Genomic DNA, 20,435 nt, shown 5'->3' on the forward strand with positions numbered 1-20,435 from the left:
CTGACACGGCACCGGGAGCATGGCGGATACTGGTCCGCCATGCGGGTCTGTTTGGATCAGCCGGCTTTCTTCACGCCGGCGAGGCGGATCATGCCGTCCGGCGAGGGGACGAAGCCGGTAATGTTTTTATGCAGCGCCCAGATCCAGGACTGGTGGCCGAGATAGATGATCGGCAGGTCCTCGTTGAGAATTGCTGTGGCGGCGTCATACTTCTGCTTGCGCACGGCATCGCCGGTCGAGGCGCGGGCCTCATTCAGCAGCTTGTCGACTTCAGGGTTGCAATATTTGGTATCGTTGATTCCGCCCTTGCAGGTGATGAACTGATGGATGTTACCGTCGGGATCGACGCGGCCGGACCAGTCGGAGCGGCTGAGCTGGTAGTTGCCTGCCGTCTGCTCGGACAGAAGGGTCGCAAACTCCGTCGATTTCAGACTGACGTCGAACCCTGCCTCGGCGACCATCGACTGGACGATCTGCATCATCTGCGCTGCGACCGGATTGTTTGGGATCTGCATTTCTACGGACACGCGATCGAAGCCGGCTTCCTTCACGAGCGCTTTCGCCTTGTCGAGATCGCGGACAGGCACTGGAATGTCCTTGTCGAACCACGGGCTATTGGGTGGGAACGGCTGATTGCCACCCACGGCAGTGCCTTCGTAGACGATCTGGTTCAGCGCCTCGCGGTCGATCGCAAGCGAAAAGGCCTGCCGCAGTCGCTTGTCCTTGCCGAACGGATTGTCGGCGCGCGGGCCGTTGGCGATGTTCGCATAAAGCGCCATGTAGCCGATATTGACCACGTCCGCGTAGGTCAGGCTCGCATCCTCCTTGACCGAAGCTGCGTCGGTGGCGGCCAGTCGCTCGATCATGTCGAGGTCGCCAGAACGAAGGTTGGCAAGGCGTACGGTCGTATCAGGGATCGGCAGGTAGGTGACCTTGTCGATGAAGACATTGTCCTTGTTCCAGTAATCCTTGAACTTCTCGAGCACGATGCGGTCCTGCTGCACGCGTTCGACGAACTTGAAGGGTCCGGCACAGACCGGCCGACTGCCGAAATTCGCGCCGAGTTCCTTTGCCGCCTTTGGCGAGACAATCATGCCGGCTCTGTCTGAAAGCTGGGCAAGCAAGGTGACGTCCGGGCTCTTCAGCGTGAATTTCACTTCATAGGGTGTGACTGCTTCGACTTTTTCAACAGAGGCGAGCTCGCTCTTGCGGCGCGATTCAGGCAACGTCATGTTGCGCTCAATCGTGGCGACGACGGCTTCGGCATCAAGCGGCGTGTCGTCATGGAATTTTACACCTTCGCGCAGCTTCATGGTCAGCAGCTTACCGTCGCCAGACCACTTCCACTCGGTCGCAAGCTGCGGCACGATTTTCAGGTCGGGTGTAACATCGACCAGCTTGTCGCACATTGCCGTGTAGACGATGCGGCCCACGAAGGTGCGTGACTGTGCGGGGTCAAGCACGTCGGCATCATCCTGCAGACCGATTTTTAGTTCGGCAGCGAAAGCGGGCAGCGCAATCAGCGCGCCCGAAAGAAGGGTCGTCACGAATCTGGCGATCGTCATGCCATTCTCCTCTGTCGTTCTTTGCTTCTTGAGGGGCAGCGTCTGCCTCTCAGCGTCCGGCTCGCTTAGGCGAGTTCTTGTTTTGTCTTCGGTTCGTGGTGGTCTAGCGAGGTAATGCGGATCAGGCTTTCCTGGAGCGTGAAGAGATGTTGGCGCATGGCTTCGCCCGCCGTCGCAGGGTCGCGGGCAGCAATCGCCTCGATGATTGCGGTATGCTGGCCGTAAGTGACCGTGCGCGTCTTGCTGGCGCTTCGGGCGCGCTCGCGGATCGTCTGCCAGGCCTCGTCCTGACGCACCCTGTTGATGACATCAAAGATCGCCAGGAAAAGTTGGTTGCCGGCGCACTGGGCGATCTGCCGGTGCAGTGCGCCGTCCCAGAGTTCGCGGCCGTCGGCATCGGTGCTTTCGTAAATCTTCTTGACGAGCTCATACATGCGCTCGATATCGGCGGCCTTGGCGCGCATGGCGGCAAGCTGGGCCAGCTGCGGCTCAACGCGCAAACGCACTTCCATGACTTCCATCAGGTCGGTCCCGGCGACGATCGAACCGACATGCTCGCTCCAGCCATCGGGACGTCGCCCGGCAAAGGTGCCCGAACCCTGACGCCGCCAGATTAGCCCCTCGGCTTCCAGGACCTCCAGTGCACGGCGCACAGCGCGGCGGCTAACGCCAAAGGTTTGCGAAAGCGCGCGCTCCGTCGGCAGCTTGCCGTCCGCATCCAGTCCGTCGGAACGCAGCAGCGTCCGGAGCTTGTCCAGTGCAAGGTTTGAGTTCCCGGCGGCTTCGTCCATTGGCAAATGGTCCGTACCAATTGATTATTGGTTCAATCCAGACCATATTGGCCGACGCGTCAAGCGAATTTTTGGGCAGATTCTGCAATGCACAAAGTTTGAGCGATTTGGTGCGCGGCGCACGCTATTTGGTGGTCCTGCGCTGGCATATGGCGCCAAATCAGGCTTCTATATAGACGGGATTGCTGAGCGCGCGGCGGATCGGCTGGCTGTGGATATCGGAACCGCGAAGCTGCCATGGCAGGCTCCTGCCAGATATCGCCGCTGTGAATTCCGATAAAAGCCGCGCGCGGCTCGCCTCGGCGATGACTTCGGCGCGCAGAAAGGTCTTCGGCATACCGGAAAAGCGGCCCGTCCACGCATCGTCCTCAATCGGTTGATCGACAAGCACGCCGGTGGCGTCCAGAAACACGAGGCGATCGCCTTTTGCACCACCCACTTCGGCTTCAGCAAAAACCGGACCGGACACTGTTTCGCCCATCGGCTTACCGTTGACGGTAAGAGCCAGGTGAGGGCCGGATGGACTCTCGGTAACGTAGCCGCGGCCGGCCTTCATGGCGGCAAGGATTGCCTCTTCGGAGAGTTCTTCAAGCCAAAGGACGGTCGTCGGGCGTGCAAGTGCAAGCGGACCCTCCGGCATCAGGCGTGCGGGCTGGTGGAAATCGCTGCCGCCGATGGCAGAAATCTTCAGGCCGGAAGAAAGGCGCTGCTGATAGCGTTCGAGCGATATCCAGTTCCAAGCCATCCAGTTGGATTGCCAGACCTCCATGCAGTCGGTCTCCGGAAGCTCGTAGTCCCAAGGGATCGTCGGCTTGTCATGGTTGATGGACAGAAGGCCTCCGCGCTCATGCACCAGACGCGCAAGTGTATGGGCGTCCCCTGGCTTCGTCATGCGGAAATCGATCCAGTCGTCGACGCCGAAGACATTGGCGTGGCCGGCGCCGGTCGTCACTTCCATGGCGCGAACGAAGACGAGGTCGGCTGAGGAGTTCGGATGAAAATAGCGCCGCTGGGCGATCGTGTTGTGGTCGGCGATCGCAAGGAAATCGAGATCGGCTTGTTTTGCTGCTTCATGCAGTAGGTCCGGGGAGCCGGCGGCATCGGAATGGTAGGTATGGCAATGAAGATCGCCACGATGCCAGCCGGCGCCCTTGCGCACCGGGAACGTACGGGATGGAGGCGGTTCCAGTTTGCGCTTCGCCCTGTCGTAATCGATCGTGAGGAAGACATCGGCACCTTCCGCCGGAACCTTGTAAAGGCCGAGCATCACCTGCCAGCGACCCGCTGGCATCTCGCCATGGAGATAGCCGGGCGTGGCATCGTCCGTCGCAACGAAGAAGCGATCGCGCGCTCCGCCGCTCCAGCCTCTGAAGCCGGCGGTGGATGGATAGTCGGTGGCGCGCGGATCAAGCAGGCCGAGGTCGACAATGCAATTCTCGGCCTTGGCATAGCGCATTGCCACGTCGATCCGCGTCGTCCCTACGGGAACGTCGAAGGCTACGCGGAAATAGGGGTTGTCAACCTGATCGGCGCGGGAGACATGGACGGCGATTTCGCGCATTCGATGCCTGCCTACTCGCCAATGACGGGAATGCGTGCACCGGTGGCGTCGAAAAGTGTCACATGCGCTGCATCGAAGGAAAGCGCCACGCGGTTGTCGACCTTGATTTCGTCGTCGGTGAAGATGCGGGCCGTCACGCGTCCTGAGTCCTGTCGCTCCATCGTCACCAGGCTTTCCGGCCCCATGTTTTCATTCGCAAAGAGCATGCCGGAAATGACATTCGCATCACCCGGGCGTGCGATGCGCAGATGCTCGGGGCGGATGCCCAGTGTCATCGTTTTTGCGTCTGCCGCACGTGCGATGGCCGCGGAGACCGCAAGGCGTTCAAGCGTCAGCCCTTCGGCACGAAGCTGCAGCCTGTCTTCTGCGACCATGGCTTCGACTGGAACGAGGTTCATTGGCGGATTGCCGACGAAATTCGCGACAAATGTGGTTGCCGGGCGGCGGTAGATTTCGATCGGCGGGGCAAATTGCACGATACGCCCCTTGTCCATGACCGCGATGCGGGTCGCAAGCGCCATGGCCTCGGCCTGATCGTGGGTGACGTAGACGGCCGTCATACCCATGTCGCGCTGCAGATGATTGAGGAAGCCGCGGGCCTCGAGGCGGAGCTTGGCGTCGAGGTTCGAGAGCGGCTCGTCGAAAAGATAGACCTGGCTTGGATAGACAAGAGCGCGGGCAAGCGAGGTGCGCTGCTGTTGCCCACCGGAAATCTGGCTCGGCAAGCGCTTGAGGAGATCGCCGATCTTAAGCACGTCGGCGACTTCCTTGGCCCGTGCATGACGCTTGTCTTCCGCCTCGCCGCGGACCTTCAAGGGATAGGCGATGTTGTCGGCAAGGTTCATGTGCGGATAAAGGGCATAGTCCTGGAAGACCATCGAAATCTTCCGGTCCTTTGGGTGGAGAAAGGTGACGTCCTTGCCGCCGATCAGCACCTTGCCGGAGGTCGGCGTTTCCAGGCCGGCGATCATGCGCAAGCTGGTGGTCTTGCCGCAGCCTGAAGGCCCGAGCAGGCAGACGAATTCGCCGTCGGCGATCGAAAAGCTGATGTCGGGCACGGCGTTGAAGGCGCCGAAGCTCTTGGAGACGTTCTGGAATTCGACAGAGGCCATGAGACTGATCTTCCGATTACGACTTGATGCCACCGAAGAACCGGAAGCCGAACTTCCAGTTTACGAAGAGGTAGAGCACGATGACCGGCAGCGAATAGAGAAGAGAATAGGCGGCAAGCAATGTGACAATCGGCGTGCCGGCTTCGGAATAAAACGAGTAGATCGCCACGGAGGCGGGCATCAGACTGTCGCTCCGCAGCAGGATGAAGGGGATGAGAAAGCTGCCCCAGATATTCACGAAGGCCCAGACGACGACCACGACAATCCCGGGCCGGATGACGGGCAACGCCACGTCGAAGAAGGCCTGAAGCGGCGATGCGCCGGCGACCATGGCGCTCTCTTCGTAAGAGCGAGGGATTGCGTCGATGAAATCACGCAGGATGAACATCGCTGTCGGCAGCAGCCCGCCCGCAAAGACAAGGATGACAGCAAGATGCGTGTCGATGAGACCCGCCGCCGATATGATCAGGAAGATCGGCACCATTGCCGCCGAACCTGACACCACGGAAGAAAAGAGTAGCAGGATATATGTGACCGCGCCCTTGCCCGGGACTGAGGAGCGGGAGAGCGCATAGGCTGCGAGCGTTGCGGCAGTGCCGACGAAGACGACGCCGCCGAAGGCCTGGACGAGACTGTTGAACAGCGCCTGCATGGCGAAGCTGTTTTGGAAGACGGTTGCGAAATTCGCCAGCGTGAACGGCTTGGGGATGGCAAGGCCGAGCTCGGCGCGCGCGTTGAACGGCGCAAAGGCGAACCAGACGAGCGGTAGCGCGAAAATGGCCCCGAGCAGCGCGGCAACAGCCGAAAAGCCCAAGCGCCGCACATAGACTGCGCGCGATATCTGCATCACTCGGCCTCCGCCGTCTTCTTGCGGGCGATACGCAGATAAGCGAGTGCGAATACCAGATTGATGAGCATGATGACGACGCCTACGGCGGCACCCTTGCCGAATTCGAAATCCTTGAAGGCGATCCGGTAGGTATAGATGGAAAGAATTTCGGTGCGGTAGGATGGCCCCCCGTTTGTCAGCAGGAAGGGCGTGAAGACGTTGAAGGTCCACATGGTAATCAGGATGAGGTCGGTAACAACATGGCCGCGGATCAGCGGCAGGGCGATATCGCGCAGCTTCTGCCAGGAGGTTGCGCCGGCGACATCGGCGGCCTGGAAATAGCTTGGCGGGATCGATTGGAAAGCCGAGTTGAAAAGCATCATCGAGAAGGCGGCGCCGCGCCATGTGTTGAAGAAAACGATCACCCAGAATGGCTGCTGCAGCAGCCAGTCTCCCGGCGGCAGGCCGAGACTGCGCATGATCATGTTCAGCGTGCCGTTGTCATAGTCGAGGAAGGCAAACCAGGCAAAACCGATCACCACTTCCGGAAGGATCCAGGCCGCAATCACGGTCGTCTGCAGAAAGGCTTTGACGGACGGTGAGACGGACTGGCTGAGCCAGGCAAGCACGAGGCCGAGCAGCGCCTGGCCGACGAGTGCCGACAGCAACACGAACTGAATCGTCAGGACCAATGAAAAGCCGAACTGGCCGCGTGTGAAGAAGGTCGCCGGATTAAAAAGCGCGACGTAGTTCTGCAAACCGACGAAATCCGGATCGAGCGCCGTTCGTCCGAGCAGCGTCCGGTTCGTGAAGGAAACGAAGATTACCCAGAAGAAGGGGATGATGACGAAGACGCCGACCAGTGCGGCGGCGGGTGCCAAAAAAACTGCGCCCGCGCGCGTGGAAAGCAGGGAGAACTTCTTCATGCTTGAAAACCCGATGACGGTTTGCGGCGTCCGCTTGATTGGACCCGGCCGTAAATCCGGCCGGGTCCAGTTCCGACCGGTCAGAGACGGCTGACGGTGTTTTCTTCGCCAACGATGGCGACAATGGCGGCCTTGTACTGGGCCATCGCGTCTTCAGGCGACATTTCGCCGGAGACGACGCTTTCCGTCATGCGCTGGATCTCCGTGGACACCTTATTGTAATTGGCGTCGTTGGGACGCGCCGTCGTGATCGGCAGCAGCGTTTTTGCCGTTTCCGTCAGGAACGGCGAGTTCGGGATTGCGACGTCGTCACGGATACGGATCGCCGGCTGGATCTCTTGGAACGCTGTCAACTGCTCCTGACTGTTCATGAAGGAGAGCAGTTCCCAGGACTCCTTCGGCGCATCCGTATGCGGGTTGATGACGAAGCCCGTTCCGCCGGAGATGGTGACGAAATCCTGGCCGCGCAGGCCCTTGCCCGGCTGTGCGGCCGGCATCTTCTTCCAGGTCATGACCTTGTCGCGGTCGGCGACGGCAAATTCGGCCCCCGGTGCCGTCACGGAGCGGTAGAACCAGTCTCCTTCGACGAGCATCGCCGTCTTGCCGTCGCGGAAATTTGCAAAGGTACGGTTGCGGCCGTCTGCCAAGAGCTGGGCGCGCTGATCGCCAAGTTTGTCGTCAACATAGATGGTCTTGTAAAGCCTCAGCGTATCGAGAATGCCTTGGCTGGCGACGATGTACTTTCCATTTTCGTCGGTGACCTGCTCGCCGGTGCCAAGAAGCGCCATCCAATAACCTTGCATGGTCGTTGCTTCGCCCATGGAAACGCCGGCATTCAGCTGCAGTGGAAAGGAATCTGGATCGGCAGCCTTGATCTTGCGCGCAGCGTCAAGCAGTTCGCCCCAGGATTTCGGCTGCCAGCTATCTGCATCAAGACCGGCTTTCTGGAAGAGATCCCTGCGCACAAAGATCATGCGTGCATCGGTGCCGAGCGCAATTCCGTAAGGCTTGCCCTGGTAGCTCATCAGAGCCTTGGTGCCATCGGCGATATGGCTCCAGCCATCCCAACTGGCTACGTCCGGACCTGCTATTTCTTCAAGCGGCTTTAATAGCCCGCCCTGAACGAAACTCGGAATGAGGAAGCCGTCGAAAGCTGAAATGTCCGGACCGGCGCCGGTCGAGAAGTCGAGCGCCAGTTGCTGCGTCAACTGTTCATCTTCGCCGCCGAATTGGGTCAGCTTGACAGTAACGTCCTTGCCTTGCGTCTTCATCTTTTCGGTGAAGGCCGGGATGATTTTCTTTTGGATCCATTCGGCCGTACCGCTGTTCACGCCGCCGACGACGCAGCGGCAGGTGATGTCGAGATCGGTGGCTATGGCAGAGCCCGACAGGGCCACTGCCGCCGAAACGCCAAGCAATAAAGACTGTATGCCCTTGCGCATTGCAATTCCTCCCTAGGATTTGGCCCGGTTGTCGACCAGACGCTTTTCGGTTCGGTGCATCGGAACGGACCGGATCCTCCTCCAAGCCACGCCCCACCTCATCCAGCCATCAGAATGAACACGCTTTCATTTTTGTCAACACTGCGGTTGCGCACGCTGGAATATTCGATGGACGAAAGACGGAAAAGGCAGCAGAGCTGCGCATTCCCGTGAAAACTGCATCGTCGCGCTTGACGATTTGCCGCTCTCAAGTGCACGATGAATGAACACGTTTTCAATTCCAACGCCAGTTATCTTCATGAATGAACGCAGCGACAAAAAAATGGCACGTGCGACCGCTGATCTAGTAGCGCGTGAAGCCAATGTTTCGCGGGTTGCCGTTTCGCGCGCGTTCAACCCCAATGCATCTTTGAAGCCGGAAAAGCGCGACCGCATTCTGCAGATTGCTCGGGAGTTGAACTATACGCCGGATATGGCGGCGCGCTCGCTCGTCACGAGACGATCGCATCTTGTCGGCATGATCGTGCCCGACGTGTGCAGTCCCTGGGAAAGCCAGGAAATCGATGCACTGACGACGGCCTTGCAAGCGGAGGGTTTTGCCACTTTGCTGTTCAAGGCGAAGGCCGATTTGAGCATGGACCAGACCTTGCTCACCTATATGCGCGGTTTCAATCCGGATTCGGTCATTGCCTTTACGGAGAACGTGGAGCCGGACGTGCTTTGCGGATTTCTCGATCGCGCAGTGCCGATCTACATCATTTATGATGATGCAGAAGAGTTTGGCAAAAAGCCGTCTGCCAGCCTCTACGACCGGTTGGTCGTGCGGCAGAAAGAGGGCATCGAGCAGGCCGTTGCGTTGTTGCAGGGTTATGGCGCCCGCCGCGTTGCCTATCTTGGCGGAAAGCCGCAATCGCTGGCCAATACCGAGCGTGAACGCATCATCACGCAGGTTCTTGTAGGGCGCGGCATGGCGCCGCCGATCGTCGTGCCTGGCGACTACACCTACGATACCGCCTATCGCGCGACGGTGGACCTCTTCCGTGTCGGCGATGGAGCCGATGCCATCTTTGCCTCCAACGACGTCGGCGCGTTCGGCGCAATCGATGCGTTGCGTCACGAGCTTTCCTTGTCGGTGCCGGGCGACGTCAAGATCGTCGGCTTCGACGACATCCCGCAATCGCATTGGAAGAGCTACAACCTCACCACCGTCCGGATCGATCTGACAGATCGGGTCCGGGCGCTTGTCCGGCTGATCCTCAAGCGGCTTAAGACACCCGATGCCGGACCCTTGATCGAGACGCTGAGCACCCGTCTCGTCGTGCGCGGCACGGTTGGCTGAATGGAACGTTCATGACGCAAAAGCGTGTGCATCTGGTCTTCAAGACCCATCTCGACATCGGTTTCACCGACCATGCGGAAAAGGTCCGCCGCCAGTATCACGAGCGCTTCATTCCGCAGGCGATCGAGACGGGCGACCATTTTTACGCGGAAGATCCAGGCGATCCGAAGTTCATCTGGACCACCGGTGCCTGGTTGATTTGGGACTATCTGAATTCGTGCCGGCCGGAAGAGGTGGCGAAACTGGAGCGGGCAATCGAACGCGGTCTCATCCGTTGGCACGGCCTGCCATTCACCACGCATACGGAGTTGATGTCGCCCGATCTTTTCCGGGCCGGTCTTTCCTACTCGCAGGAATTGGATCGGCGTTTCGGCAAGAAGACGATTGCAGCGAAGATGACGGACGTGCCGGGACACACACTCGGAATGGTGCCGCTGCTTGCCGAAGCCGGCATTCGTTTCCTGCATCTCGGCGTTAACACTGCTTCGCCGCCGCCGCAGGTGCCTGATATCTTTCGCTGGCGCGCGCCCGGCGGCGAAGAGATCGTTGTGATGTATCAGCGTTCCTATGGCGAAACATACTTCCCGGACGGTGTTTCCGAGGGTTTGGGCTTTGCGCACACGAGCGATAATATTGGCCCGCAAAGCGTGGCGCAGACAGCCGATGTCTACCGGCAGATGCACCAGCGTGATCCCGATGCGATTATCCGTGCAGCGACGCTTGAGGACTACGGGGCGCTTCTTTGGGAAAAACGCGAACGCTTTCCCCGTATGGAGCTCGAGCTCGGTGACAGCTGGATTCACGGCATTGCCAGCGATCCGCAGAAAACCGCGCAGTTTCTCGCGTTGCAGCGGCTCTATGACCGCTTTGCAGCTGAGGGCCTGAATTCCGCCCGGCTCGCATTCGGCCGCAAGCTTACTCTGGTTGCGGAACATACCTGTGGCGTCGACATCAAATCCTATCTCCGAGACGACCAGGCCTGGTCCCGCGAGGATTTCGAAACAGCCCGGGCGAGCGACTACCGGTTTGCCTATGCCGAAGCCTCCTGGAATGAGCAGCGCTCCTATCTTGATGAAGCCGTACGGCAGCTGGATGGCGCCGATGCCAGGGCCGCAAAGGCCGCTCTAGCCGAGCTTTCCGCGCCCGTCATGATCTCGGTGGGCGAGCGCCAGCAGCGCCTTTCGGCCGGCGGTTGGGCCATTGATCTCGATCCTGTAACCGGCGACATTTCCGCTCTTACGGTGCCTACCGGCAGGACGATTGCCGGTCGCAGCGGATCGCTGATTGCCTATCGATACGAGAGCTATGACGCCAGCGATGTCGGCCGGCATATGGATACATATCTTACGCATCGTCAGGAATGGGCGATCCTCGATCACGACAAGCCGGGGCTTGCCAGGTCCGGTGCTGCGCTGTCGAGAACCTACATGCCTGCCTTGAAGGCAGCTGGTCGAGCAGGGGTGCTGCTTGCTATGCCCGATGAAGCGGTCAGCCGATACGGCGCGCCGGAGTATGTTATGCTGCAATTTTTAGCGCACGGCGATGTGCTTGAGTTTCGGCTGACGATGCATTCAAAAGCGGCGAACCGCATGCCGGAGGCAAGCTTTCTTTCCTTCACGCCGCAAGCAAAGGCCGAATGGAGCTTGCGCAAGATGGGGCTCTGGCACAAAAGCGGCGATATTGCTCGAGGCGGCGGCGCTCAACTCCAGGCTGTTAGCGGCGTTCGTGGCGACATGAATGGGACTGTGCTGTCCATCCAACCATTCGACACGCCGCTCGTCGCACCGCAAAACTGGGATTTTATGACTTTTTGCAAAGCGTTACCTGACTTTGCCGACGGCGTGCGCTTTAACCTGCACAACAATAAATGGGGTACGAACTTCCCCATGTGGTGGGAAGGCGACTTTTCGGCGCGCTACCGACTCAGTGTCACCTAAGAAGCCAGCCTCCTGGTTGCGCACATTTGCCGCTTTCAGGCGGCCCTTCTCTATTCGCTTTCCATCGTGCGATTTTCCGTTTGCCCGGAGTCAGATACTAATATACTACTTCCGCCGAGCCTGCGGGAGGGCAATCGGTGCAAGTCAGTCGGTATTTCAAACTGCGATTTGACAAAATGCGTTGCCAATGAGCGAAGCGCGCAAGAAGCGTTCCTTGGCGGGCGTAACCCAACTTTCCCACCAGCGTGCCACAGCTCCTCGCGCCGCAACCCTGGTCTACGATGTTTTGCGCGACGACATCCTCTCGCTTCGGCGCAAGCCCATGGACTTGTTGAGCGAGAAGGAGTTGGAGGCGCACTTCGGCGTCAGCCGAACGCCGATCCGCGAGGCGATCTTACGTCTTTGCGACGATGGCCTCGTTGATATCTTTCCCCAATCCGGCACGTTCGTCTCGCGCATTCCGCGCCGCGCGCTCTATGAAGCCATCCTTGTGCGCAAAGCCCTCGAGATAACCACCGTCGGCCATGCCGTCGACAAGATGACGCCCGCCGGCATCCGTCTGCTCGATCGCAATCTCGACGATCTTGGCGCCTGCCTTCGCAATGGCGAGGTGACTGCATTCCACCGGCTTGATATCGACTTCCACAAACTGATCAGCGATATCGCCGGCTTTTCCGGCATCTGGGCAATCATCGAGCAGGTCAAGGTGCACAGCGACCGTTACCGCCTCCTGACGTTGCCGCAGGATGGCCGTCTCGACCGCGTCATCGAGGAGCATTCGACCGTCATCGACTGCATGCGCAAGGGCGACAAGAAGGGTGCCGTCGATGCCATGGACCTCCATCTCGGCAGACTTCTGCACGAGGTTGAAAGGGCCGAAATCTGGGACCCGAATTACTTTATCGAGGATGCGAAAAAACCTATGGTATGCACTGAAAAGAAAGGACATTTTCAATGAAAGTCGACGTAAGACACGCTTCCCATCCCGAGGCCGTCCGCGCCTACGACACCGACACACTGCGACGCCACTTTCTTGTCGACGCCGTCTTCGAAGGTGGCGAAATCAGGCTTACCTATTCGCATTACGACCGCATGGTGATCGGTGGCGCAATGCCGCTCGGCGCCGCACTCACGTTGTCGGCGCCAAAGGCAATCGGCCAGGAAACCTTCCTTGCCGAACGCGAGCTCGGTGCGCTGAACATCGGGGCAGCAGGCCGCGTCCTGATCGACGGCAAGGCGTACGATATCGCGAAATACGATTGCCTATATATCGGCAAGGGCGCGGTGGACATCCGCTTCGAAAGTGCTGATGCCGGTAATCCCGCCAAGTTCTACCTCGTTTCGACGCCGGCACATCAACCGCATCCCACGGTGCTCTTGACGCGCGAACAGGCTCGGCATCTAACGTTTGGCGAAGCGGCAACTGCCAACAAGCGATCAATCTTCCAGTTCATCCATCCCGAGGTCTGCCAGTCCTGCCAGCTCACCATGGGACTGACGATGCTGGAGCCGGGCAGCATCTGGAACACCATGCCGAGCCACATCCATGACCGGCGCATGGAAGCCTACCTATACTTCGATCTCGATACCGATCAGCGCGTCTTCCATTTCATGGGCGAACCGCAGGAGACCCGGCACATGCTGGTCGCAAACGAGCAGGCGATCATCTCGCCTCCGTGGTCGATCCATTCGGGTGCTGGCACCAAGAATTACAGCTTCATCTGGGCGATGGCCGGTGACAACAAGAGCTTCACCGACATGGATCAGATCGCGATCGCAGATTTAAGGTAAGTCCAATGGCAAATCCATTTGATCTTTCCGGCAGCGTGGCCATTGTCACGGGCGCCAATACTGGCATAGGGCAGGGCATTGCGATGGCGCTTGCGGAAGCAGGTGCCTCGATTGCCGCCGTCGGCCGCTCGTCTATGGATGAAACCGAGGCGATGGTCACGGAGGCTGGGGCACGCTTCCATGCCATCAAGGCCGATCTTGGCACGATCGCGCCGGTAAAGCGTATCGTCGCCGAAACGCTCTCGGCCTTCGGTGCACTCGACATCCTCGTCAACAATGCCGGTATCATTCGCCGCGCCGATGCGATCGACTTCACCGAGGAAGACTGGGACGCCGTCATCGACACCAATCTCAAAACGGCCTTCTTCCTATCTCAGGCCGCTGGCCGCCACATGATCGAAAAGGGCAGGGGCAAGATTATCAACATCGCCTCGCTGCTGTCCTTCCAAGGCGGCATCCGGATTCCGTCCTACACGGCCTCGAAGAGCGGCCTTGCCGGCGTCACGAGGCTGCTTGCCTGCGAATGGGCAGGCAAAGGCGTCAACGTCAACGCCATCGCGCCCGGCTACTTTGTCACCAACAACACGACGGCGCTCCGCGAAGATCCGGACCGCAGTACCGCCATTCTGGCACGCATCCCGGCAGGGCGGTGGGGAGTGCCCGCCGAACTCGGCGGTGCGGCGGTGTTTCTCGCCTCATCGGCGTCCGACTACGTCCACGGCACCGTCTTGCCGGTCGACGGCGGGTGGCTGGCTCGCTGACTGCAAAGGAGGGTGAACTGAGCCGCTCGTCTTGACACCGGCGACACCCGACCTTAACCTTTGAACATTCACCAGGGGGGTCCCGGCAAGGGGCTGAGATACTGCTGTCGCGCGCAGTGACCCGTTGAACCTGATCCAGTTCATACTGGCGTAGGGACGGTGCGAGCGCTCGAAAGGCTTGGAATTCACGCGTGGAATCCATGCCGGCGTCTTTCCATCATTCCGGCTGAGGACTGGGTCTCCAATCACAACTTGGAGCCTCAAACCATGAATATTGCCGCAAAGACCATTACCCCGACCGTTACCACCGGCCCTTTGCCGGCATCCCGCAAAGTTTACGTTGCGGGAGATATCCATCCCGGAATTCGCGTGCCTATGCGCGAGATCAGCGTTCATCCGACCGCAGGCGAGCCGCCAGTCGCGGTCTATGATTCGTCTGGCCCCTATACGGTCGAGGGGGCCGATATTCGCATCGAAGAGGGCTTGCCTCAGCTTCGGCGCGACTGGGTGCTGGCCCGCGGCGACGTCGAGGCCTATCAGGGTCGCCACGTGCGCCCGGAAGACAATGGTTTTGCCAGCGGTGAGCGGCTGACGCCCGAATTTCCCGGCCAGCGCCAGCCGCTGCGGGCCAAGAACGGCAGGGCCGTCACCCAGCTTGCCTATGCGCGTGCCGGCATCATCACGCCGGAAATGGAATTCATCGCCATCCGCGAAAATCTCGGCCGAAAGGCACAAGGCGAGGCCATGGTTCGCGACGGCGAAAGCTTCGGTGCCCATATCCCCGACTATGTCACACCTGAATTCGTCCGGCAGGAAGTGGCCTCAGGCCGCGCGATCATCCCCGCCAACATCAATCATCCCGAGGCCGAACCGATGATCATCGGCCGCAACTTCCTGGTGAAGATCAACGCCAATATCGGCAATTCCGCCGTCACCTCGTCGATGGCCGAAGAGGTCGAAAAGATGGTTTGGGCGGCGCGCTGGGGTGCCGATACGGTCATGGACCTTTCGACCGGCCGCAACATCCACAATATCCGCGAATGGATCATCCGCAATTCGCCATTGCCGATCGGCACCGTGCCGCTCTACCAGGCGCTGGAAAAGGTCGAAGGCATTGCCGAGAACCTGACATGGGAGGTTTATCGTGACACGCTGATCGAACAGGCGGAACAGGGTGTCGACTATTTCACCATTCATGCCGGCGTGCGGCTCCACTATATCCCGCTGACCGTCAACCGGGTGACCGGAATCGTCTCGCGCGGCGGCTCGATCATGGCGAAGTGGTGTCTGCATCACCACCGTGAGAGCTTTCTTTACGAGCATTTCGAGGAGATCTGCGATATCTGCCGCGCCTATGACGTCTCCTTCTCGCTCGGCGACGGCCTGCGGCCGGGCTCGATTGCCGATGCCAATGACGCAGCGCAGTTCGCCGAGCTCGAAACCCTTGGCGAACTGACGAAGATTGCCTGGGCGAAGGACTGCCAGGTGATGATCGAAGGGCCAGGCCATGTTCCGATGCACAAGATCAAGGAAAACATGGACAAGCAGCTTGCCGTCTGCGGCGAGGCGCCCTTCTACACGCTCGGCCCTCTGACGACGGATATCGCACCCGGCTACGACCACATTACCTCAGGCATAGGGGCTGCGATGATCGGTTGGTTCGGGACGGCCATGCTTTGCTATGTCACGCCAAAGGAGCATCTTGGGTTGCCCGATCGGAATGATGTCAAGATCGGGGTCATCACCTACAAAATCGCAGCGCATGCCGCCGACCTCGCCAAGGGACATCCGGCCGCGCGTCTTCGCGACGATGCACTGTCACGCGCCCGCTTCGAGTTCCGCTGGGAGGATCAGTTCAATCTCTCCCTGGACCCGGAAACAGCCCGCAGCTTCCATGACGAAACGCTGCCGAAAGAGGCGCACAAGGTCGCGCATTTCTGCTCGATGTGCGGCCCGAAATTCTGCTCCATGCGAATTTCGCACGACATTCGCGCCGAGGCGCAGAAGGAGGGCTTGGATGCGATGGCGGCAAAATTCCGCGAGGGCGGCGATCTCTACGTTCCGGTCGAAGCGCTTCAGCATTCGGGCGACTGAGATGCGCGTGCTCGTCAAAGGGGCCGGCGTTGCCGGCCTCTCGGTTGCCCATGCGCTTCACGCCGGCGGTGCTGGTGTGACGGTCGTGGATCCGAATGAGGGTTTCAGGGGTGCCGCATCCTGGTTTGCCGGCGGGATGCTGGCGCCTTGGTGCGAGCGGGAAAGTGCTGGCGAGGCTGTGCTTCTACAGGGCCTCGATGCCGCCGACCGGTGGGAGGTAATGGTGCCGGGAGAAGTGCGACGCAATGGTACGCTCGTGGTCGCGCCGGCCCGCGATCTTGGTGAACTGCAACGCTTCGCCAGCCGCACGACCGGTTGCGAATGGCTCGATGGGAAGGCCATTGCTGGGCTGGAACCCGCCCTTGCCGGGCGCTTCCGAAAAGGCCTGTTCTTTCCTCGCGAAGCCCATCTTGATCCCCGCCGGACGCTCGCAAGGTTGAGGGAGAGGCTTGCAACGCAGGGCGTGTCGTTCGTTCGAGATGCCGACGAGGGCAGGTTCGACGACTGTGTCGACTGCACGGGTGCGGCGCAGATTGGCAAGGCCGGCGGGCTGCGCGGCGTTCGCGGCGAGATGCTCTATCTCAAGACCTGGGAGGTGGACCTTGCCCGCCCGGTTCGCCTGCTGCATCCGCGCATCCCGCTCTACATCGTCCCCCGCGGCGACGGGCTTTTCATGATCGGTGCCACGATGATCGAAACCGATTTCGACGGGCCGATTTCGGCACGCTCGTTGCTGGAACTGCTGAATGCCGCCTACGCGCTTCATCCGGCCTTTGCGGACGCAACCGTCGTCGAGACCGGGGCCGGAATCCGCCCCGCCTTCGCCGACAACTTTCCCCGCGCCGCCCGCGACGCGAACACAGTATTCGTCAACGGCTTGTATCGTCACGGTTTTTTGCTGGCACCGGCAATGGCGGCGGAAGCTGCGGAGCTTGTATTCGGCAAACTCCAACAAGTAAGCCAACAAGAAGGTATGTTTTCATGAGACTGATCATCAATGGCGAAGCTCAGAATATCTGTGCCAAGACGCTTTCCGAACTGCTGAGGCTGATGGACTACGAAGGCGAGTGGCTCGCGACCGCCGTCAACGGCGAGCTCGTCCACCGGGAGGATCGGGCTGACCATGCGCTTGACGAGAATGACCGGATAGAAATCCTGACGCCGATGCAGGGAGGTTGAGCCATGCTGAACCTTTATGGAGCCGAAATTGCGTCCCGCCTTCTTCTCGGAACGGCTCGCTATCCCTCACCGGCAATCTTGACTGAAGCCGTCCAGCGATCGCAGACCGCAATCGTCACCGTCTCCTTGCGCCGTGAAACCGCCGGCGGCCGGAACGGTGGTGCGTTCTTCGACATGATCCGGGCGCTCGGCGTACGTGTGCTGCCCAATACGGCCGGCTGCCATGGCGTCTCCGAAGCGGTGCTGACGGCGAAGATGGCGCGCGAGGTGTTTCAGACCAACTGGATCAAGCTGGAGGTGATCGGCAATCACGATACGCTGCAGCCCGATGTCTTTGGGCTGGTCGAAGCCGCGCGTATCCTCTCGGGTGAGGGCTTCGAAGTCTTCCCTTACACGACCGATGATCTTGTCGTGGCGGAACGCTTGCTGGAAGCGGGGTGCAAGGTCTTGATGCCCTGGTGCGCGCCGATCGGCAGTGCCGCCGGGCCGCTCAATCTTTCTGCCCTTCGGGCCATACGCGGGCATTTTCCCGAGGTGCCGCTGATTGTCGACGCCGGCATCGGCAGGCCCTCGCATGCAGCAACCGTCATGGAACTCGGCTTTGATGCGGTTCTTCTCAACACCGCTGTGGCGGGCGCCGGCGATCCTGTCTCCATGGCCGTGGCTTTCGCCAGGGCGATCGAGGCCGGCCATCAGGCATTCGGTGCCGGTATGCTGGAGCCGCGCGAGATGGCCGTACCCTCGACACCGGTGATCGGTAGGGCGGTCTTTGCATGAGGCTCGATCCATTCTACCTGATTGTCGACAGTGCAGAGTGGATCGCCCGCTTGGTCCCGCTCGGCGTCAAGCTGGTTCAACTCCGCATCAAGGACCGGACGGAGGCAGAAATCCGTGCTGATATCCGCAACGCAAAGACGATTTGCTCCGCAAATGGATGCCAGCTGATCATCAACGACTACTGGCAACTGGCGATCGAGGAGGGATGCGATTTCCTCCATCTGGGACAGGAGGATCTGGCCGGAGCTGATCTTCAAGCGATCCGTGAGGCCGGACTGAAGCTCGGGCTCTCGACCCATGACGGAGCCGAGCTGGAGACAGCGCTCGCCGCAAAGCCGGACTATGTCGCGCTCGGCCCAATCTATGCGACGATCCTGAAGCAGATGAAATGGGCGCCGCAAGGGCTGGAACGGCTCAGCCAATGGAAAACACGCATCGCCGGCCTGCCGCTTGTCGCCATCGGCGGGCTGAATGTCGATCGCATCGACGGCGTCTTTGCCCATGGCGCAGACAGCGCGGCCGTTGTGACCGACATCACGCTGAACAGCGATCCAGAGGCAAGAACCAGGCAGTGGCTAAAGGCCACCGCCAGATGGAGAAGCTGACGGCCAATGAGCGCCATTTCGAGCCGCTCGGTGTGCCGCTCGCCAATCCCTTGAAGCAGTTGCCGACCATGCAATGATTGGCCGTATCGTGACCGACCGGCGTATCCAGGCGGGGTGCTTCCCGTCTTTGGATCATCTCCCCTCTCGGGGAGGACTTTACCAAAAGCCGCGAGAAACTCACATGACGGCTGCCAGACCGAAAAGCACTGTTGCCGTGCTCACAAGACGCGATTCCCGGCTCGCGCGGAAATGGAAGATGCAAGAACTAGGCTCTGACATCGGCGGGCTAATCCCACCATCGCAATCTACGGACCGTCAACTACGCGTCATGTGTGCAATGCATGGCCGAGTGCCTTAAGGGCTGCTTCCTGGATTGCTTCGCTGCGTGTCGGATGGGCATGGATCGTACCGGCGATATCCTCCAGGCGCGCGCCCATCTCCATGGCATGTGCGAAGGTGGCCGAAAGCTCCGAAACCCCGGCGCCGACGGCCTGAAGGCCGAGGACAAGATTGCTGTCGGCCCGTGCCACGACGCGCACGAAGCCTTCGTCCGAATGCATCGTCATGGCGCGGCCGTTGGCGCTGAAGGGAAACTGGCCGACGCGGATCTCATAGCCCTGAGCACGAGCCTCGCCGGGGGAAAGACCCGCCGTCACGATCTCCGGGTCCGTGAAGCAAACCGCCGGAATGCAGCGCTTGTCCCAGGCACGCTTCCGGCCGGCCACAATCTCGGCCACCATTTCGCCCTGCGCCATGGCGCGATGGGCAAGCATCGGCTCGCCGGTGACGTCGCCGATCGCATATATGCCGCGCATCGACGTGCGGCAGCGCTCGTCGATGCGCAGGTAAGGCCCTGAACGATCTAGATCGAGCTCTTCCAGCCCCGATCCTGCGGTTTTCGGTTTGCGTCCGACGGTGACCAGGATGCGATCGGCCGGCAGCTGCTGTTCCTGACTATCCGCCGCCTCGACAAAGAGTGCATTTCCGTCGCCGGAGAGCCCCTTCGCTTTTGCACCGGTCAGCACGCGAATGCCAAGTTCTCCGAGCTTGCGTAGCACAGGGCGCACGAGATCGGCATCATATTGCGGCAGGATCTGCGGCATCGCTTCGACAACGGTCACCTCGGAGCCCATCTTGGCAAAGGCGGTACCGAGCTCGAGGCCGATATAGCCGCCGCCGACAACCACAAGCTTCTCCGGCAGATCCTTAAGCGACAAGGCCCCGGTTGAGGATATGACGCGACCACCGAAGGGAAGACTTGCAAGGTCGACCGGCTCCGAGCCGGTGGCGATGACCACGGTGTCGGCGCGAATGATCTGCGCGCCCGTTTCCGTCTCCACCTCCACGGTCTTGCCGTCGCGAAAAGCCGCGCGTCCGTGGACGATCTTGACATTCGCCTTATGAAGCAGCGTTGAGACACCGCTGGTGAGCCGGCCAACGATACCATCCTTCCAACCGATGGTTTTCGCCAGGTCGATGGCAGCGTCCCCCACACGGATGCCGATCGGGCTCCTTCCGGCAGCCATACGGCGGACTACGGCGAACTCTTCTGCCGCATGAATGAGCGCCTTGGACGGAATGCAGCCGACATTCAGGCAGGTTCCGCCCGGTTTGGTCTCCTCCACGATGACGGTGTCGATGCCGAGCTGGCCCGCCCGGATGGCGCAGACATAGCCTCCAGGACCGGCGCCGATGACGAGGAGCTTGCAGACGATCTCTTTCATAA

Annotated in this window: 18 protein-coding genes and 1 riboswitch; of the genes, 10 read left to right on the plus strand and 8 right to left on the minus strand. The window is 60.3% G+C overall.

Features of this window, described 5'->3' with window-relative positions; translation table 11 throughout:
* Positions 1-56 precede the first annotated feature (56 nt).
* The 7 genes from ACZ9DP_RS07275 to ACZ9DP_RS07305 form a co-directional block, all read right to left on the minus strand.
* On the minus strand, positions 57-1,565 hold the full coding sequence (locus tag ACZ9DP_RS07275) for an ABC transporter substrate-binding protein (protein WP_476200993.1): 1,509 nt from the start codon (positions 1,563-1,565) through the stop codon (positions 57-59).
* 65 nt (positions 1,566-1,630) lie between these two features.
* Positions 1,631-2,362, minus strand: coding sequence for a FadR/GntR family transcriptional regulator (locus tag ACZ9DP_RS07280; protein WP_283072499.1), 732 nt, complete (start codon positions 2,360-2,362; stop codon positions 1,631-1,633).
* A 154-nt stretch (positions 2,363-2,516) separates the two neighbouring features.
* A complete protein-coding gene (locus ACZ9DP_RS07285) occupies positions 2,517-3,917 on the minus strand; it encodes a CehA/McbA family metallohydrolase (protein WP_476200995.1) in 1,401 nt (466 codons plus the stop codon).
* A gap of 11 nt (positions 3,918-3,928) precedes the next feature.
* Positions 3,929-5,029, minus strand: a complete 1,101-nt coding sequence (locus ACZ9DP_RS07290) for an ABC transporter ATP-binding protein (protein WP_476200997.1) — start codon at positions 5,027-5,029, stop codon at positions 3,929-3,931.
* A gap of 16 nt (positions 5,030-5,045) precedes the next feature.
* Positions 5,046-5,876 carry a carbohydrate ABC transporter permease gene (locus ACZ9DP_RS07295; RefSeq protein WP_074071985.1) on the minus strand — a complete coding sequence of 277 codons (831 nt, stop codon included), beginning with the start codon at positions 5,874-5,876 and terminating at the stop codon, positions 5,046-5,048.
* Positions 5,876-6,784, minus strand: a complete 909-nt coding sequence (locus ACZ9DP_RS07300; RefSeq protein ID WP_074071984.1) for a carbohydrate ABC transporter permease — start codon at positions 6,782-6,784, stop codon at positions 5,876-5,878. The genes ACZ9DP_RS07295 and ACZ9DP_RS07300 overlap by 1 nt, the downstream gene beginning before the upstream one ends.
* A gap of 80 nt (positions 6,785-6,864) precedes the next feature.
* A complete protein-coding gene (locus ACZ9DP_RS07305) occupies positions 6,865-8,226 on the minus strand; it encodes an extracellular solute-binding protein (protein WP_283072497.1) in 1,362 nt (453 codons plus the stop codon).
* A gap of 322 nt (positions 8,227-8,548) precedes the next feature.
* Between ACZ9DP_RS07305 and ACZ9DP_RS07310 the strand changes: the two genes are divergently transcribed.
* The 10 genes from ACZ9DP_RS07310 to ACZ9DP_RS07355 all read left to right on the plus strand — a co-directional run bounded on the left by ACZ9DP_RS07310 (position 8,549) and on the right by ACZ9DP_RS07355 (position 18,709).
* Positions 8,549-9,565 (plus strand): LacI family DNA-binding transcriptional regulator, encoded by a 1,017-nt coding sequence (locus ACZ9DP_RS07310; RefSeq protein ID WP_476200999.1) that lies wholly within the window; start codon positions 8,549-8,551, stop codon positions 9,563-9,565.
* A gap of 11 nt (positions 9,566-9,576) precedes the next feature.
* Positions 9,577-11,502 carry a DUF5054 domain-containing protein gene (locus tag ACZ9DP_RS07315; RefSeq protein WP_476201001.1) on the plus strand — a complete coding sequence of 642 codons (1,926 nt, stop codon included), beginning with the start codon at positions 9,577-9,579 and terminating at the stop codon, positions 11,500-11,502.
* Between the two features lie 187 nt (positions 11,503-11,689).
* Positions 11,690-12,460: a GntR family transcriptional regulator gene (locus tag ACZ9DP_RS07320; protein WP_476201002.1), complete on the plus strand. Its 771-nt coding sequence runs from the start codon at positions 11,690-11,692 to the stop codon at positions 12,458-12,460.
* Positions 12,457-13,293, plus strand: coding sequence for a 5-dehydro-4-deoxy-D-glucuronate isomerase (gene kduI, locus ACZ9DP_RS07325; RefSeq protein WP_476201004.1), 837 nt, complete (start codon positions 12,457-12,459; stop codon positions 13,291-13,293). Before ACZ9DP_RS07320 ends, kduI begins: the two co-directional genes overlap by 4 nt.
* Before the next feature lie 5 nt (positions 13,294-13,298).
* A complete protein-coding gene (gene kduD / locus ACZ9DP_RS07330; RefSeq protein ID WP_476201006.1) occupies positions 13,299-14,054 on the plus strand; it encodes a 2-dehydro-3-deoxy-D-gluconate 5-dehydrogenase KduD in 756 nt (251 codons plus the stop codon).
* Between the two features lie 63 nt (positions 14,055-14,117).
* Positions 14,118-14,229, plus strand: a riboswitch (TPP riboswitch).
* A gap of 92 nt (positions 14,230-14,321) precedes the next feature.
* Positions 14,322-16,148 carry a phosphomethylpyrimidine synthase ThiC gene (gene thiC / locus ACZ9DP_RS07335; RefSeq protein ID WP_476201007.1) on the plus strand — a complete coding sequence of 609 codons (1,827 nt, stop codon included), beginning with the start codon at positions 14,322-14,324 and terminating at the stop codon, positions 16,146-16,148.
* A gap of 1 nt (position 16,149) precedes the next feature.
* Positions 16,150-17,133: a glycine oxidase ThiO gene (thiO, locus tag ACZ9DP_RS07340; protein WP_476201008.1), complete on the plus strand. Its 984-nt coding sequence runs from the start codon at positions 16,150-16,152 to the stop codon at positions 17,131-17,133.
* Entirely contained in the window at positions 17,130-17,327 is a 198-nt protein-coding gene (gene thiS, locus ACZ9DP_RS07345; RefSeq protein WP_074071974.1) for a sulfur carrier protein ThiS, read from the plus strand. Before thiO ends, thiS begins: the two co-directional genes overlap by 4 nt.
* 3 nt (positions 17,328-17,330) lie before the next feature.
* Entirely contained in the window at positions 17,331-18,104 is a 774-nt protein-coding gene (locus tag ACZ9DP_RS07350) for a thiazole synthase (RefSeq protein WP_074071973.1), read from the plus strand.
* Positions 18,101-18,709, plus strand: coding sequence for a thiamine phosphate synthase (locus ACZ9DP_RS07355; protein WP_194731104.1), 609 nt, complete (start codon positions 18,101-18,103; stop codon positions 18,707-18,709). Before ACZ9DP_RS07350 ends, ACZ9DP_RS07355 begins: the two co-directional genes overlap by 4 nt.
* Before the next feature lie 326 nt (positions 18,710-19,035).
* On the opposite strand, the gene lpdA is transcribed toward ACZ9DP_RS07355, so the two are convergent.
* Positions 19,036-20,433, minus strand: a complete 1,398-nt coding sequence (lpdA, locus tag ACZ9DP_RS07360; protein ID WP_476201011.1) for a dihydrolipoyl dehydrogenase — start codon at positions 20,431-20,433, stop codon at positions 19,036-19,038.
* Positions 20,434-20,435: the final 2 nt, after the last annotated feature.

The sequence above is a fragment of the Rhizobium sp. USDA 4016 genome (assembly GCF_056279705.1).

Excerpts from the sequence above, each read along its gene's own strand:
- thiS (WP_074071974.1), top strand. The coding sequence starts at position 17,130 with ATGAGACTGATCATCAATGGCGAAGCTCAGAATATCTGTGCCAAGACG.
- ACZ9DP_RS07290 (WP_476200997.1), bottom strand. The coding sequence starts at position 5,029 with ATGGCCTCTGTCGAATTCCAGAACGTCTCCAAGAGCTTCGGCGCCTTC.
- ACZ9DP_RS07315 (WP_476201001.1), top strand. The coding sequence starts at position 9,577 with ATGACGCAAAAGCGTGTGCATCTGGTCTTCAAGACCCATCTCGACATC.
- ACZ9DP_RS07275 (WP_476200993.1), bottom strand. The coding sequence starts at position 1,565 with ATGACGATCGCCAGATTCGTGACGACCCTTCTTTCGGGCGCGCTGATT.
- ACZ9DP_RS07285 (WP_476200995.1), bottom strand. The coding sequence starts at position 3,917 with ATGCGCGAAATCGCCGTCCATGTCTCCCGCGCCGATCAGGTTGACAAC.
- thiO (WP_476201008.1), top strand. The coding sequence starts at position 16,150 with ATGCGCGTGCTCGTCAAAGGGGCCGGCGTTGCCGGCCTCTCGGTTGCC.
- thiC (WP_476201007.1), top strand. The coding sequence starts at position 14,322 with ATGAATATTGCCGCAAAGACCATTACCCCGACCGTTACCACCGGCCCT.
- ACZ9DP_RS07305 (WP_283072497.1), bottom strand. The coding sequence starts at position 8,226 with ATGCGCAAGGGCATACAGTCTTTATTGCTTGGCGTTTCGGCGGCAGTG.
- ACZ9DP_RS07310 (WP_476200999.1), top strand. The coding sequence starts at position 8,549 with ATGGCACGTGCGACCGCTGATCTAGTAGCGCGTGAAGCCAATGTTTCG.
- ACZ9DP_RS07355 (WP_194731104.1), top strand. The coding sequence starts at position 18,101 with ATGAGGCTCGATCCATTCTACCTGATTGTCGACAGTGCAGAGTGGATC.
- ACZ9DP_RS07320 (WP_476201002.1), top strand. The coding sequence starts at position 11,690 with ATGAGCGAAGCGCGCAAGAAGCGTTCCTTGGCGGGCGTAACCCAACTT.
- ACZ9DP_RS07295 (WP_074071985.1), bottom strand. The coding sequence starts at position 5,876 with ATGCAGATATCGCGCGCAGTCTATGTGCGGCGCTTGGGCTTTTCGGCT.
- ACZ9DP_RS07300 (WP_074071984.1), bottom strand. The coding sequence starts at position 6,784 with ATGAAGAAGTTCTCCCTGCTTTCCACGCGCGCGGGCGCAGTTTTTTTG.
- lpdA (WP_476201011.1), bottom strand. The coding sequence starts at position 20,433 with ATGAAAGAGATCGTCTGCAAGCTCCTCGTCATCGGCGCCGGTCCTGGA.
- kduI (WP_476201004.1), top strand. The coding sequence starts at position 12,457 with ATGAAAGTCGACGTAAGACACGCTTCCCATCCCGAGGCCGTCCGCGCC.
- ACZ9DP_RS07350 (WP_074071973.1), top strand. The coding sequence starts at position 17,331 with ATGCTGAACCTTTATGGAGCCGAAATTGCGTCCCGCCTTCTTCTCGGA.
- kduD (WP_476201006.1), top strand. The coding sequence starts at position 13,299 with ATGGCAAATCCATTTGATCTTTCCGGCAGCGTGGCCATTGTCACGGGC.